We start from the raw sequence: 14,300 nt of genomic DNA on the forward strand, positions 1-14,300 counted from the left end.
GAGAAAATATGTTATCGAATATAGGAATCCCTGGCTTAATATTGATTCTAATCATTGCTTTAATAGTCTTTGGTCCAAAGAAGCTTCCAGAAATCGGATCTGCATTTGGAAAGACATTATCCGAATTCAAACGAACTGCCACTTCCATCATTGATGATGAAGAGGAAGTTATCGAAACGAAGAAAAAACAACATTCACTATATGAGGATAAATAGTGTAAATTAAAAGGAACGCGATGATCCATAAAGGATTAATAAGTAAAAAGCCGAAAGGGGACACGTATTTGTCAACGTGTCCCTAAATATTTACACTGTTGCTTTTCTCAGCATCAAATAAGATAACCCAATAAATAATAAAGTAGGTAATATGAGCGTATAAGCTATTTGGATAGCTGTATGGGTGGCGAACCAATTAAAAATATTTATCCAAGCTCCGTAATAGTTTACTAGCAATAATGCAGCACTTATTATTAATAATAGTGATATTGCTGCAATAAGAAGACCTTTTCCTCCAAAACGACGAGTAAAGCTGGATATTAGGAATCCGAGAAAAAATAAATGAATCAATACAATAATATAGATCATTAATTGTTCAAATAATGTTCCATCATTCAAGTAGGGGAAGTGAAAGAAATGCACTCGGCCGCCCCATCCATTTGTTGCGTTTTCGATAAAGGACAGGATCACTAGCAATATTCCAAATAATATATTTGTAGCTACACTCATTGCAACTGTACCAAGGAAGTAATCCGTTCTTCTAATTGACATCCCGATTGCATAAGGGAAGGTCTGTTTTACAACCGTTATTCCAATGATCAACATATAGAAAAAGATGTAGGAAGCTCCTCCGGTGTAAATTTGTTCACCAGCTGAAATAAGTATGCTCACTAATAAAGTGAAAAGAAACACTGAGAAAAGGATAATATTGGGTATTAAGAACCAAGTCAATTTATCCTGAGAGTACATTTTTAATACACTTTGTATATTCATTCAGCATTCGCTCCCCTATGAGTAGATTCTCCCTTTGTTAAATGAACAACTAATTGCTGTAAAGACACAGGAGAAATTTCTAGTCCATTAGCTGCCCCTTGATTGTGAATTGTACTGTATTTACTTTCCATTACTGTAGCAGAAAGTAATCCACCAAACGGTTCCCGATGGATAACCTCTTTGTCTATTAGAAATGCCTCTACTTTCGATGCTTGCCCAGTTACCGTATACGCACTTCCACGTAAGTTTTCTGCCTCTTCATTAATAATTAGTTGCCCTTTATCAATCACGAGAATGTGCTCAAGTAGGTTACTAACTTCATCAATTAAATGGGTCGAAAGGATAATCGTACGTGGATGGTCTGAATAATCCTCCATTAGTCTATCGTAAAATAACCCCCTAGATACAGCATCCAAGCCTAAATAGGGCTCATCAAAAATTGTTAACGGCGCTCTGCTTGCTAGGCCAATAACAATCCCGACTGCAGAGTGCATGCCTCTTGATAGCTTTTTTGGTTTCCTTTTTAATGGAAGGTTAAAATCCTTTATTAAAGAATGTGCATATTCCTCATCCCAATTAGGAAAGATTGATTTTGAGACATTTAAAATATCAATCACCCGGAAATTATCTGGATACTGTTGACTCTCTTTAATGAAACAGACTTGACTTAATACCTTCTTATTTTCTTCAGGATGCTCACCGAAAACTTTTAATTGGCCACTGGTTGGAAATACTTGTGCTGTAATCATCTTCATTAGCGTTGTTTTGCCAGCACCATTTCTTCCGAGTAAACCGTAAATTTTATTTTCCTCTATTGTAAAACTGACATCATCAACTGCTTTGAATTCTCCGTATGATTTATCAAGTTTATTAACCTCGATTACCTTTTTCGTCATTTCTGTTCACCTCTTTTAATCATATCGGTTAATTGATCTACCGTAATCCCAAGTTTTTTTGCTTCATGAACCATCGTAATCACATACTGTTCAAAAAACTGTTCTCTTCGCTTGTTAATGACTATTTCACGTGCTCCCTTCATAACAAACATTCCAATCCCTCGCTTTTTATATAAGATTCCTTCATCCACTAATAGATTGACGCCTTTCGCTGCAGTTGCAGGATTAATCTTGTAAAATGAGGCGAATTGATTAGTCGATGGAACTTGCGATTCCTCTGGCAATCCACCATCAATAATGTCGTCTTCAATACGTTCTGAAATTTGTAGAAAGATAGGGCGACCATCATCAATTAATTGTTTCACTTGCTCACCACCATATTGGTTAATTACTTATGTAACTAACCATACAACGTTAATGAATTGGAGTCAATAGTCAATCGTAAATAAAAGTGAAATTATTGGAAAATTATTAATTTAGGGGGTTAGCGGAGCTACAGATTGAAATATCACTAATGACAGCTGGTAGGGGATAAATAGGTGGTGGAATAGTCATCATATTACATAAGAGTAAATGATGACCAAGATCAATTAGAATAGAGAAAACGGGAAAGGTTTTGGAAAGGGGTGGCACCTGTTAAAGATATAATTCTAATGCTAAATATTTAGGAGACACGGGGAAAGAGAGCTGGTTTTAGAATTTTGAAGAAGACTTTAATTATACGATTGCCTTAATTTTTCTTTTTCCTATAGGTGATAATGGTTGTCTTCAATGAAGCATATGAACCGATAGCGGCATAACCATAGAACCATCCCATAAAAAGTCCAGCAACTAAATTGTGACGGTGGCTTATAAAAACAGAAATGATTAGTCCTACAGCAAGTGCAATAGTTGGAATATATATTTTTGGTACTTTAAAAAAGACTTTAAGTAATTGGGTAACGGTCATTACAACTGGAACGGCTATAATTGCATCCCAAAAGTTTGTGTGTATTAAAGGAAAATCCATTATATTACCTTCCTTATTCGTTAAATGTGAAGGAGGTCATGTGGATATTTGACCGCAATCGATAATGTTATCGTTTCCTATCAATTGGGCAAATATCCATTTGATGCACACTGCGATTTTTATTTTCAAATAGTGTTGATTTAAATACTTACAATTTTTTATACATCATAATATGAGGGCCAATTGGAGGATAGTCAAAAACCTCACCATGGGCTTCAAAACCTAATTTGTTGTAGTATGCTTGAACAGTCGTTCTTCCTTTACACCATAATAAGTCAATTCCTTGTTTCTTAATTAAATTTTCGGCAAAAGCAATTAGAGTTCTTCCGGCACCTAACTTTCGATATTCCTCAGAAGTTGCCATTCCCCGCAATCGATACTGCTTTTCATAAGAGAAATCGAGATTTCTTTCTAGACAAAAGGAAGCAACACTAATTAACTTCCCTTGATAAAATGCGCCAACATGAAAAGCTCCACTCTCAATGTCAGTATCATATTTGCAGTCCTCAACCGTCTGATGGGGACGTAAAACGGAATGCCTTAGATTGTAAGTCATCTCAGGTTCAATAGTTCTAACATCAATCATGTTATACCTCCAGTTTATAAAAGTACTTGAATATGTATAAGAAAGTTCTAGTATCAATCGTGAAATCCTCCTTATATAAATACAAAATTATTAATATGGAATCTTATTATCGCAACTATAAGGAATAACCCTCTATCAATTTAGGAATAAGAGGTGCTTGGCTACTGAGATGAAGGAAACTCAGTGAGTTCGGTCTCCAATAGGGGTGCTTGGCTACTGAAATGAATAAAACCCAATGAGTTCGGTCTCCAATAGGGATGCTTGGCTACTGAAATGAATAAAATCCAATGAGTTCGGTCGTCAATAGAGGTGTTTGGCTACCGAAAGGCCATGTATCTCTAAGGTAAACCCTTTACTATTTATGAATAGGGGGTTATTCATGCTTGGTAATCTGATGAAAACCCTATTTAAAGGAATTAATAATTCAAAAATTATCTATTAGAGTATACTTTAATGATAAAATAGTTTACTCTAACAAGCGGAGTATACATCAAAAATATAGTAAAAAGAAAATAGATTATTTTCTAAAAGCACCAGGAGGAACAACATGAATATAATAAGTCAAGCTCGGATTAATCAGGATATTAAGTCAAATCCAAGCGTTCAAAAATCAGCAGCTGTTTGGCTGATCATCGTAGGGATTATCTTTATCGCAACAAATTTACGATCACCTTTAACTTCAGTAGGACCTTTAGTAGGGTTTATTAGGGATCAATTGCATATTTCAAATACAATGGCCGGTATGATTACCACGCTGCCTTTACTTGCTTTTGCGCTTTTTTCACCGATTGTACCCAAATTAGGAAGAAAGTTTGGGATGGAACCGGTTATTTTAGTTTCCATCATTGTTCTCTCCATTGGCATTATCCTGCGTTCCCTTTCAGGAGTTGCTACTTTATATATCGGGACAGCTGTAATTGGAATGGCTATTTCCGTGTGTAATGTATTATTGCCTAGTCTCATTAAACGGGAATTTCCGCAACGAATTGGTTTAATGACGGGTGTCTATTCTATTTCTATGAATTTATTTGGTGCCATGGCATCAGGTATTAGTGTGCCGATTGCTGTTGGTTTAGGGTTTGGATGGCAAGGTGCATTGGGAATATGGGGAATTCTAAGCTTTGTATCTATTTTATTTTGGCTGCCTCAAATGAAACGCCGCAATGAGAATGCAGCATCTGTTCATAATCAAACATCTTCAAGCAATGTAAACATTTGGCGTTCTTCGTTAGCATGGCAAGTATCATTGTTTATGGGTTTACAATCGATGGTGTTTTACGTACTTATCGCCTGGCTTCCAGAAATTCTGTTGCAACAAGGAATAAGTTCAGATCAATCTGGCTGGATACTTTCCATCATGCAGTTAGCCTTGCTTCCGTTTACATTTATCGTTCCAATTATTGCTGGACGAATGTCCAGTCAGCGTTCTTTAGTTTTCATTACGTCTAGTTTATTTTTTATTGGAACCCTTGGATTGCTTTACGGGAGTACGAGTTTGATTGTTTTGTGGGTAATCTTATTAGGAATGGGTGGAGGATTTGCCTTTAGTTTAGCTATGATGTTCTTTGGCTTGCGTACAGAGAATGCACAGCAGGCGGCAGAACTGTCTGGTATGGCGCAATCAGTCGGTTATCTGCTTGCTGCATCTGGGCCAGCACTATTCGGATATATACATGATGTAACAAATAGCTGGACGATTCCACTTCTCATTTTGATTGGCGCATCGATCTTACTCTTGCTATTCGGACTAGGTGCAGCGAGAAATCAATATATCGCGTCTAACAAATAATAATTATTTGCTGTTTTTCTTAGAATATGATAATGTAATTGGAAATTAGAGGTGGAATATAATGGTTACTTATAAGAAAATGATTTCATTGTGTCAATTACATCATCATTTAAATTAGCCTTGCTATACGATTTTTTATAAATCGCAAATAGGAAGGCTATTTATCATTAAACCGTATTTGATTAAGTTCAACACTTATATCAAGTGCGGTTTTTTATTTTACAAAAAAATAGGTGGAGGTAACTGAAAATGAGAAAAATGAATTATCAAAATGTAAAAGGTACACAAGATTACTTACCAAATGCTGAAAAGGTAAGAAAGGAAATAACAAAGATTTTAGAATATACGTTTGTCCAATATGGCTGCAAACCTCTGGAAACACCCATATTAAATTATACTGAATTGCTTGCTTCAAAGTATGGCGGCGGGTCTGAAATTTTAGAGGAAATGTATACATTATCAGATAGAGGTGGAAGAGATCTTGCCTTAAGATACGATCTCACAATCCCATTTGCAAAGGTCGTTGCAATGAACCCTACATTACGCATGCCTTTTAAACGATATGAAATTGGAAAGGTATTTAGAGATGGCCCAATAAAAACGGGGAGGTTCCGTGAATTTACTCAATGCGATGTCGATCTTGTCGGAGTCGAATCTCAGATAGCAGAAGCCGAATTAATGAAAATGGCTTTAGATGCCTTTAATAAGCTTGATTTGGCTGTAACAATCCAATATAACAATCGAAAGCTATTGACAGGAATGCTAGAATTTTTTGAAACAGATAAAAAGTTGATTAATAACGTTGTACTAATCCTTGATAAACTTGAAAAAGTTGGAGTGAAATCAGTGATTTCTGAGCTTAATGGTCTGGGATTGGCAAAGTCACCTATTAAATTAATTGAACAGTTTTTGATCGATAAAAATAATATAAGTTATAGCTATTTTGAACGAGCTTCCAAACAAAATGAACTTGTTAAGCAGGGGTTAGGCGAATTAAGAGAGCTTGATACGTATTTGGAATATCTTGATATAAAAGGGGAATGTGTCTTCAATCCATTTTTAGCAAGAGGCTTAGAAATATACACGGGTACCATTTATGAAATCTTTCTATTGGATCAATCAATCAAATCCAGCATCGGAAGTGGAGGTAGATACGACAATGCAATCGGTGGACTGTTAGGAACGGATGAAACATTTTCAACAGTAGGCATTTCATTTGGCTTAGACGTTATTTATTCTGCTATTACTTCATTAAACAAATGTATTTTTGAACAATTGAAAGTGGATTTTTATATTATCCCAATGAATACAAAGAAAGAATCACTGCTACTGGCAAGTTATTTAAGGAATAAGGGTTATAATGTTGAATTGGAGCTAAGTGACAAGAAAATTGGGAAGGCTCTTGATAAAGCAAATAAGGAAAACATTCGTAATGTTATCATCATTGGTGAAGACGAAGTTAATAATAATCAATTTATAATTAAAGATATGATTTCTGGTGAAGAAAGGACAGAAGAATTTGAGTTTAAAAAATAAGTATTGAACAAATAAATAGGGAAAACAATTGGGTTAATTGGTTATATGTGGTAAAGTTAAGCTGGGGAGGGGAGAATTTTTGTATGGGTTAGAAGCTAGCTTTTTTCTGAAATTAATTCTTTTGATAGCCATTATTATTCTTGTGTTTGTTTTGTTTGATATATTCATGAGAAAATTACTGAAAGTAGAGAAAAAGAAATTCTTTTCATATAATCATGTGAATGAGAAACACAAAAAAATCGAATGGATGATTAGGATTACTTTTGTTGTCATTCTATTTGGATTTTACATTTACAGCATGAGCGATCCGGTAGGGGGATTTTTGTATTTGCAATTTGTACCAATCGCTATGCTTATTTTTATCCTTGTAACTGAAACTTTAAGGGCATTTATGGAATGGAAATATGCAGCAAATAAAAAAGCATATATTGTAACCGTTAGCCAATTAGTTTTCGCTTCTATTTTAGTAATATCGATGTTTACGACAGATTTTTTCGGTTGGTTTGGTTAACGATCTTTAATTAAAGATAAATTTTATAGTAGAATAAATGATCAGAGAGTCATACTATCTAAGGTATGACTTTTTTAATGGAGTAAGATCTATGTTAGAAATTAGTAAAAAGGGATGGGGTTCTAAGCATTAGGAATAGTAAAGCCTAATATCTTAATAGATTATCGGGAAATTAGGCTTCTAATATAGATAAAGATTTTATTTTTGATTTATACCTGAATAATCGAGTTTATAATGTGCATGGAGTTCCATTCCCCTGAAGAAAACATAGTGATCGGGTATTTTCTTGGGAAGAGTGTGCTGTTAATCTGGTTTGGTGTCATTCCATTGTTATGTAGCTTGATCACTTCCTCCTGTAGATTTAACAAATAATCAAGCTTTTTTTGTAAAGCCGTACGCCCCAGTTCCAAATAGCCTGCATGGCTGCAAAACACATCCTGAAAATCATAGGTTAATACTTTATATAGGGATTCAATGATTGTAGGAATGCTTTCTTCTCGTAATATGACTTTTGTCTTTTCCTGGCAAAACAAATCCCCAGTGAATAATTGTCCAGTTTCACGATTCAAAAAAGCTAAATGATCAATTGCATGACCAGGTGTTTCAATCACGTCCCATGTTGCATTTTTGGATGAAAAGGTTTCGCCAATGGCCTTTGCATGGAAAGGGCTACGCTTCCCCCAAAATAATTTCCGATACAAGGGATAATCTGCCTTCTTTTTACAATAATCAAGCATCGTATTACTCATATGAATAGGTAACTTCATTTCTTTCTGTAAATAGGAGGCGCATCCTGTATGATCCTCATGAAAATGCGTAATGATTACTTGATTAATATCCTGTTGATTAAAAAAGGGCATAAATTGCTGTTCTAATGATTTTGCCCCTGTATCAATTAAAACTCCATCAACAACAAAGCAATGAACATTTAATTGGACTCCCTGAAATGCAACCGTTCCGTTTCCGATTTGAACCCCATTTATCTTTTGTTCTTTGAAGTTCCTTTTTAATAACATGATGTACCTCCAGTAACAACTCTTTTGTTAAATTTTAACACAAAGTGAATAGCGATTCATTAATGTTTTTTAAAAAACTTAATACAAAAGATTAAAGATATTGAAGGGGAGAAGATCTAATGATAGCGAACACGTTATCAAGGGGTTGTACCACATTCAAAATGTTAATGGTCTCCATTCTTGTAAGAAACAATGGATAGACCGTTTTAAGGGGGTGGCTACGAAACACCTCGATACCTACTTTGCTTGATTCCTGTTTGTCGATGGACCAGCACAGAAATCACAAAACACAATATCAAAGAATTCTTGCTTACATCATTTGTATTTGAAATGTTCAATAGTTATGGTAGTAAAGGGCAGGTTAGTTAATAAACAAATAGTGATTAAGAGTGCCATTGCTAATATAAATTATTCTTTTTATAATTGATGTGAAAAGACTAGTAAGAAGTAAGATTTTGGGAGGAAAAAAAGTGGTTTTGGATTTTGGTGCAATAAGTTATTTAGCAGTAATTTTAAGTGCGGCTGCTATTTGTATTCTCGGTTCATTCTGGTATTCACCTATGGTATTCTGGAATACTTGGCAAACGTTAAAGGGGTTGAAGCAGAAGGATCTTCCCAGCGTGGGAAAAGTAATGACTGGTTCGATTTTGATGGCTATTGTAAATTCTTTTTTGTTAGCGATTATTGCTCAATGGTCAAATATAGATGGTTGGGCAGATGGTTTGTGGCTCGGTTTAGTAGTAGGTCTTGTCATTGCCGGCACCTCTGCCACGAATGCCCTATATGAAGGGATGAAGTTGAAACTTTACTTGATAACGGCTGGTTTTCATGTTATCAGCATCATAATTGCAGGGATCATTATCGGCAGTTTCTCTTGATATTTTTCTCGAATTTAATGGATATCTTTTGGAATAGGGATAATAGTTAATTGCTGAGCCGTTAAACTAGCGGGTACTTTAATTCAATGAAACCTGCTGCAAAGGGAATAATACCGATACTCAACAATTGGGAGCGATTGTTAAATTTATAAGCCTAGTTCTTCGCTAAAAATATGAAGGGGTTAGGCTTTTTTATTTTTCAAAATCTTAAACGGCTTAAATCAACAAAAATTTAATTAGTTCAGATAACGTGATGAGAATGCAAAAAAACTAACCAATTAGTAACCATAAGAAAAAGACCAACTCAATTAAGTATCCAAAATATCCAAAAGATTTATTGAAATAATCTGCCCTTTACTTCAATAAGAATAGGCATTTCTCCTTTAAGAAACGCATCTGTCTGAGAAGTCACTCTAAATTCATTACAATTTCAAGACCTGTTGGTTTATCCAAAAAGGTGTCGCTATATTCTTTAAAAACTAACTCAATTTCTGAAATATCATCAGGTAACGGTGGTGAAACAATGAAATTGTATGTTGAATGACCTATTGAGCCTCCTGCCCGATCCTTCCAACAATTATATTGCTTGTTTATAAACAATTCAAATGTATTATTATTACGTTTGTTAATTCGATCAATTGGTGAATCATCAGGCTCATCCCAATCGACATGAAGCTGTACTATGCTGGCATTATTGTACTGCCGAATAGCAGTAACTGAATAAAAACGATCATCTATTTCTATTGATTTTAAAACAGGTAAGTGCTTTCTAAATCCAGTGGGTTCAACACGAGGTTTAAAGAAATCTTCCATTCTCAGTGCTCCAAATAATGAACTTAAATATTCTTCATAAAGATTGTACTTTATAGCCCAATTTGAGATAACATCATCAGGTGGAAAACCTGGATTATTGTTTGAAATCTCCTTACGCTGCTTCAATAAAGCACAAATTTGTTCATCAACTTGGTAAAGTTTTTTATCATAATGGTCTGTTGGACGGGGATGTCGATTTAGTTTCATTTGGTCACTACCCTTCAGAAAGTTAAGAATTCCCATCATTATTACTTTAACATAAAAATGGATATTTTGTGATTGTTTTACAAAACATTAACTGCCCGTTAGGCCAATATATTATCAGTCGTTATCTTCCGCCTAAAGAAGCCATCGTCCTCAACAAAGTCACCATAGTATTATAAATTGAATCGGAAATGAATTTTATTTATGGAATAATTACTCAACAAATTTGCAAATGTCTGAATTTCTTTTGGCTAACAAAATTCTATTAAATTATTTTTAATTCCTAATTATCGATTTAACAATCCTGCACAAATAGTTGAAGAAGCGACAGCACTTTTAAGTTATCGCCCTCGTTAGTTTAAAATCCCAAACAATTTTCCCCTTGATTTCTTGTCCTTAAGTTTATATACACCTTCCCTAGTATCACTCTCTAATAGGTCAAAATCCCGTCCCATATTTCCCCAAATCCTGATGATTTCAGTAGTTTTATCCTCATACGTTAAAGTTAATTTAAAGCTTTCGTGATTAGCCTTCTTATATTGAATATTTTGGTGTTTTCCTTTGTTAAATATCTTCGTAATTTGGATAATTCGATCATTGTCATCAATTACAATTACTTCACCGAAAGTGCCATTAGAGTGATTATACTTTTGGTATTCTACCTTTTTGATATTTGAAAAATCATTTGTAAACATAAGGACACTTACAAGAGAAATGATAATTACCAAACCGGCAACTCCTATAACCTTTTTCAAGTAAATCTCCTCCTCTATTAGTTAGACGTTTGTGTGTTTATAATGTTTCAACAGTTTGTTCGTTGTTTAGTGTAGCTATTCCGTCCGATGGTTCAATACTTTTGTTTCCATTTCTAGAATCTAGGCAATAATTCCTCCAACACACAAAAAGGAGGATATTATTTTGTTATTTTATATTTACGATGTCCATGCAAGTTGGGAAAAGGGAAGCTCAAGTTATGCTTTTATAATTGAAGTTCGATAAGGCATCTTGACGTAATAGGGGCAAGAGTTAAAGAACGGAGCTGTTGGTTAGTCAGCTTTTCTTGTATTACTAACGGATAAAATATATTGAACATTAATTTGGTTAATTAATGTCGATCGAAACAATAAGGTTTGGAAATACGGATTACTGTTGTTGTGGATAATATTATTTTAGAATGCTAAATCTAACTGTATTATTTCATGGGAGTGATATCATGAAGAAAATGATTGTTCTCTTTACGATTTTATTAATGTTATCCGTAAATATTATAGTAAAGGCTAAAAACCTTCCAGAAACAAAGGAAATTAAACCGTATGCAGATGACTGGTATGTTACACCAGAAGACATTATTAGAGATATTATATTTCCATATATAGATAAAAGGGTGATGCAAGAGTATCCTAGTAATGATTATGCTGCTTTTCGTTGGCAAGCACAAAGGATTGTTGGTATTGTGTATAACAACAATCATTCATATGATATTTCTATAAGTCTTCAAGTTCCTGACGAAAGAATTGCCCCAGTCAACTATGCACAAGACTTGGTTAAAGTAAGAGTATCTCCGAGTTGCGACAGCCCCAAAATTGGATGCGGTCATGGGTTCAAAGTGGAAGTATTAGATTATGAACATATGAATAAATAAGTAATGAGATAAGATGGTACCTTTATTCATAGCACCCTATACGAGGCAAAGGAAATTTCTATAATTAAAATATCCAAATAATTATTGCAAATTCGATACGAACGGCTATAATAATTGAAAATACTTTTTTAAAATCAATGACAAAGAGAGTAGTTGTTTGTTGCAGCAAAGCGAGTCAGGGATGGTGGAAGCCTGATCATGTGGCAAATAATGAACCGCACTTTGGAGATGCTTTTCTGAACGTAAGTAGGAGAAGTCGGGGTAGACCCCGTTATCAAATTGAGTGGTTTTTTATGAAACAAGTAGAGTGGTACCGCGGGTTAGTGAAACACCCGTCTCTTTTCTTCGGAAAAGAGACGGGTGTTTTTTATTTTTGGGAGGGAAAAAAATGGTGGATTATAAAGATGCTTTAGCAGATGTTCTCTATGGTCAATTAAAAGATTATATGGAAAAAAGTAAGTTGAAAAGTATGATTGAAAAGCCGAAATTTGAGCATATGGGCGATTTGGCATTCCCATGCTTTGAATTAGCAAAAATTTACCGTAAAGCACCACAAACGATTGCACTTGAAATTACACAGAAAGTTCAGTTGTCCAATGAATTTCAAAATGCTGAAGCAGTAAACGGGTATGTCAACGTATTTTTAAATAAAAGAGAAGTGTCCTCATACATTATTCAGGAAGTTATCTCGAAAAAAGAAAAATATGGGGATGTAAACATAGGAGATCAAGAAGTAATCACAATTGACTTTTCATCTCCTAATATTGCAAAGCCTTTCTCAATGGGACATTTACGTTCTACAGTAATTGGGAATGCGATCGCATTAATCTCTGAAAAATGTGGATACAAGCCAATTAGAATCAATCATTTAGGTGATTGGGGTACACAGTTCGGAAAATTAATTGTTGCTTATAAACTGTGGGGGGAAGAACAAAAGGTAAAGGAAAATCCAATCAAAGAGCTTCTAAAATTATATGTTCAGTTTCATGAAGAGGCTGAACGAAATGCTGATTTAAACGATCAAGGGAGACTTTGGTTTAAGAAGCTAGAAGAAGGAGACGAAGAGGCTCTGGAACTGTGGAAATGGTTTAGAGATGAATCGTTGGAGGAGTTTTCCAATATATATAAATTATTAGGTGTGAGCTTTGATTCAACTCATGGTGAAGCTTTTTATAATGATAAAATGGATCAAGTGGTTCAAATATTAGAGGAAAAGAAGTTATTAAAAGAATCAGAGGGAGCAAAAGTTGTCGTAATCGATAATGATTTACCACCTTGTTTAATTAAGAAAAAAGATGGAACCACTCTCTATGCTACTCGTGATTTAGCAGCAGCTATTTATCGTCACGATACTTACCAGTTTGTTCAGTCATTATATATTGTAGGGAACGAACAAACGCTCCATTTTAAACAATTGTTCGAAGTATTGCAAAAAATGGGGTATACATGGCATGAAGGACTCAAACATATTCCATTTGGGATGATGCTGAAAGACGGAAAGAAAATGTCTACACGAAAGGGGAAAGTTGTATTATTAGAACAAGTGTTAATGGATGCGATAAATCTTGCCAAGAATAATATTATCGATAAGAATCCAGCACTTGCATCTAAAGAGATTGTTGCTCGTCAAGTTGGAGTAGGTGCAGTTATATTCCATGATTTAAAAAATGATCGATTAAATGATATTGAATTTTCGTTGGAAGACATGTTGCGCTTTGAAGGAGAAACGGGTCCGTATGTCCAATATACACATGCTCGTGCAACCTCTATTTTGAAAAAGGGGAACTATTTGGAAAGCAATGACCAGTTAGCCCTTTCAGATAATGAAGCATGGCCAATAATAACAAATTTAATGGCCTTTCCCAATGTAATTACTCGTGCTTTTAATGATTGTGATCCGTCTCAAATGGCTAAATATGTTCTTGACCTTTCCAAGGCTTTTAATAAATATTATGGATCTGTCCGTATTCTCGATGATCAAGAACAAAAACAAGCAAGATTATCACTTGTTTATGCCGTTCAAATTGTTCTGAAAGAAGGGTTAAGATTATTGGGAATTGAGGCACCAAAAGAAATGTAATTTTTAAAGAAGGTACTGAATATTCATCACAACCATATTCTATGATAGAGTGGGAAAATAAGGAGTGTGAGTTGTACGATTTGGTTTCTAATTATCATCGTGCTTACGATATTAGCATTTGCTTTCTTTATAGACAGGAGACATAAAAAAATTAATAATCATCCTCCGATACCGACCAATCCTAACGCAAAGCCCGGAGATAGTTCAAACTATATGATGGGAGATAATCAGGATACAGGGGGATTTCAATAACTTAAGTGAGGCTTGAAATACAAGAAGGTTTTCCATTCTTGCATTTTAAGCCTGTTTTTTTACAGTGAAATGAAGTAAATCATCCCCATCATCTAATGA

15 protein-coding genes, 1 pseudogene and 1 other annotated feature are annotated in these 14,300 nt (G+C 34.6%); of the genes and pseudogenes, 8 read left to right on the forward strand and 8 right to left on the reverse strand.

Annotated elements, in window-relative coordinates; genetic code table 11:
* Nucleotides 1-8 precede the first annotated feature (8 nt).
* Nucleotides 9-215, forward strand: coding sequence for a twin-arginine translocase TatA/TatE family subunit (gene tatA, locus ACFYKT_RS14770; protein ID WP_389221089.1), 207 nt, complete (start codon nt 9-11; stop codon nt 213-215).
* Nucleotides 216-305: 90 nt separating this feature from the next.
* Here tatA and ACFYKT_RS14775 read toward each other — a convergent pair whose 3' ends face one another.
* The 5 genes from ACFYKT_RS14775 to ACFYKT_RS14795 all read right to left on the reverse strand — a co-directional run bounded on the left by ACFYKT_RS14775 (nt 306) and on the right by ACFYKT_RS14795 (nt 3,480).
* A complete protein-coding gene (locus tag ACFYKT_RS14775; protein WP_389221092.1) occupies nt 306-989 on the reverse strand; it encodes a hypothetical protein in 684 nt (227 codons plus the stop codon).
* Nucleotides 986-1,885 (reverse strand): ABC transporter ATP-binding protein, encoded by a 900-nt coding sequence (locus tag ACFYKT_RS14780; RefSeq protein WP_389221095.1) that lies wholly within the window; start codon nt 1,883-1,885, stop codon nt 986-988. The genes ACFYKT_RS14775 and ACFYKT_RS14780 overlap by 4 nt, the downstream gene beginning before the upstream one ends.
* The gene (locus tag ACFYKT_RS14785) at nt 1,882-2,250 is read right to left on the reverse strand and encodes a GntR family transcriptional regulator (protein WP_389221098.1); all 369 of its coding nucleotides are present in this window, start codon (nt 2,248-2,250) and stop codon (nt 1,882-1,884) included. The genes ACFYKT_RS14780 and ACFYKT_RS14785 overlap by 4 nt, the downstream gene beginning before the upstream one ends.
* A 365-nt stretch (nt 2,251-2,615) precedes the next feature.
* On the reverse strand, nt 2,616-2,894 hold the full coding sequence (locus ACFYKT_RS14790) for a hypothetical protein (RefSeq protein WP_389221100.1): 279 nt from the start codon (nt 2,892-2,894) through the stop codon (nt 2,616-2,618).
* Nucleotides 2,895-3,042: 148 nt separating this feature from the next.
* Nucleotides 3,043-3,480, reverse strand: coding sequence for a GNAT family N-acetyltransferase (locus ACFYKT_RS14795; RefSeq protein ID WP_389221103.1), 438 nt, complete (start codon nt 3,478-3,480; stop codon nt 3,043-3,045).
* 547 nt (nt 3,481-4,027) lie between these two features.
* Between ACFYKT_RS14795 and ACFYKT_RS14800 the strand changes: the two genes are divergently transcribed.
* From ACFYKT_RS14800 to ACFYKT_RS14810, 3 genes are all read left to right on the forward strand, one after another.
* Nucleotides 4,028-5,269 (forward strand): CynX/NimT family MFS transporter, encoded by a 1,242-nt coding sequence (locus tag ACFYKT_RS14800; RefSeq protein WP_389221106.1) that lies wholly within the window; start codon nt 4,028-4,030, stop codon nt 5,267-5,269.
* A 249-nt stretch (nt 5,270-5,518) separates the two neighbouring features.
* Nucleotides 5,519-6,805: a histidine--tRNA ligase gene (locus tag ACFYKT_RS14805; protein WP_389221109.1), complete on the forward strand. Its 1,287-nt coding sequence runs from the start codon at nt 5,519-5,521 to the stop codon at nt 6,803-6,805.
* A gap of 79 nt (nt 6,806-6,884) precedes the next feature.
* Nucleotides 6,885-7,316 (forward strand): DUF4181 domain-containing protein, encoded by a 432-nt coding sequence (locus ACFYKT_RS14810; protein ID WP_389221112.1) that lies wholly within the window; start codon nt 6,885-6,887, stop codon nt 7,314-7,316.
* A 209-nt stretch (nt 7,317-7,525) separates the two neighbouring features.
* Here the strand turns inward: ACFYKT_RS14810 and ACFYKT_RS14815 are convergent, their stop codons facing one another.
* A complete protein-coding gene (locus ACFYKT_RS14815) occupies nt 7,526-8,332 on the reverse strand; it encodes an MBL fold metallo-hydrolase (RefSeq protein ID WP_389221114.1) in 807 nt (268 codons plus the stop codon).
* A gap of 112 nt (nt 8,333-8,444) precedes the next feature.
* Between ACFYKT_RS14815 and ACFYKT_RS14820 the strand changes: the two are divergent.
* Both ACFYKT_RS14820 and ACFYKT_RS14825 read left to right on the forward strand, forming a co-directional pair.
* A pseudogene (locus tag ACFYKT_RS14820) lies at nt 8,445-8,701 on the forward strand (IS1595 family transposase); the annotation flags it as partial.
* Between the two features lie 101 nt (nt 8,702-8,802).
* Complete coding sequence (locus tag ACFYKT_RS14825) at nt 8,803-9,210, forward strand: DUF1761 domain-containing protein (RefSeq protein WP_389221117.1); 408 nt, start codon at nt 8,803-8,805, stop codon at nt 9,208-9,210.
* Nucleotides 9,211-9,618: 408 nt separating this feature from the next.
* Here ACFYKT_RS14825 and ACFYKT_RS14830 read toward each other — a convergent pair whose 3' ends face one another.
* On the reverse strand, nt 9,619-10,230 hold the full coding sequence (locus ACFYKT_RS14830) for a hypothetical protein (protein WP_389221120.1): 612 nt from the start codon (nt 10,228-10,230) through the stop codon (nt 9,619-9,621).
* A gap of 350 nt (nt 10,231-10,580) precedes the next feature.
* Nucleotides 10,581-10,982: a hypothetical protein gene (locus ACFYKT_RS14835; RefSeq protein ID WP_389221122.1), complete on the reverse strand. Its 402-nt coding sequence runs from the start codon at nt 10,980-10,982 to the stop codon at nt 10,581-10,583.
* Nucleotides 10,983-11,440: 458 nt separating this feature from the next.
* Here ACFYKT_RS14835 and ACFYKT_RS14840 point away from each other — a divergent pair, with 458 nt between their 5' ends.
* Together ACFYKT_RS14840 and argS are read left to right on the forward strand one after the other, a co-directional pair.
* A complete protein-coding gene (locus ACFYKT_RS14840; protein ID WP_389221125.1) occupies nt 11,441-11,869 on the forward strand; it encodes a hypothetical protein in 429 nt (142 codons plus the stop codon).
* Between the two features lie 128 nt (nt 11,870-11,997).
* Nucleotides 11,998-12,212, forward strand: a binding site (T-box leader).
* Between the two features lie 48 nt (nt 12,213-12,260).
* On the forward strand, nt 12,261-13,949 hold the full coding sequence (argS, locus tag ACFYKT_RS14845; protein WP_389221202.1) for an arginine--tRNA ligase: 1,689 nt from the start codon (nt 12,261-12,263) through the stop codon (nt 13,947-13,949).
* Nucleotides 13,950-14,300: the final 351 nt, after the last annotated feature.

Origin of the sequence: Cytobacillus mangrovibacter (genome assembly GCF_042865275.1) — a bacterium.
Classification (GTDB): Bacteria; Bacillota; Bacilli; order Bacillales; family Cytobacillaceae; genus Cytobacillus; species Cytobacillus mangrovibacter.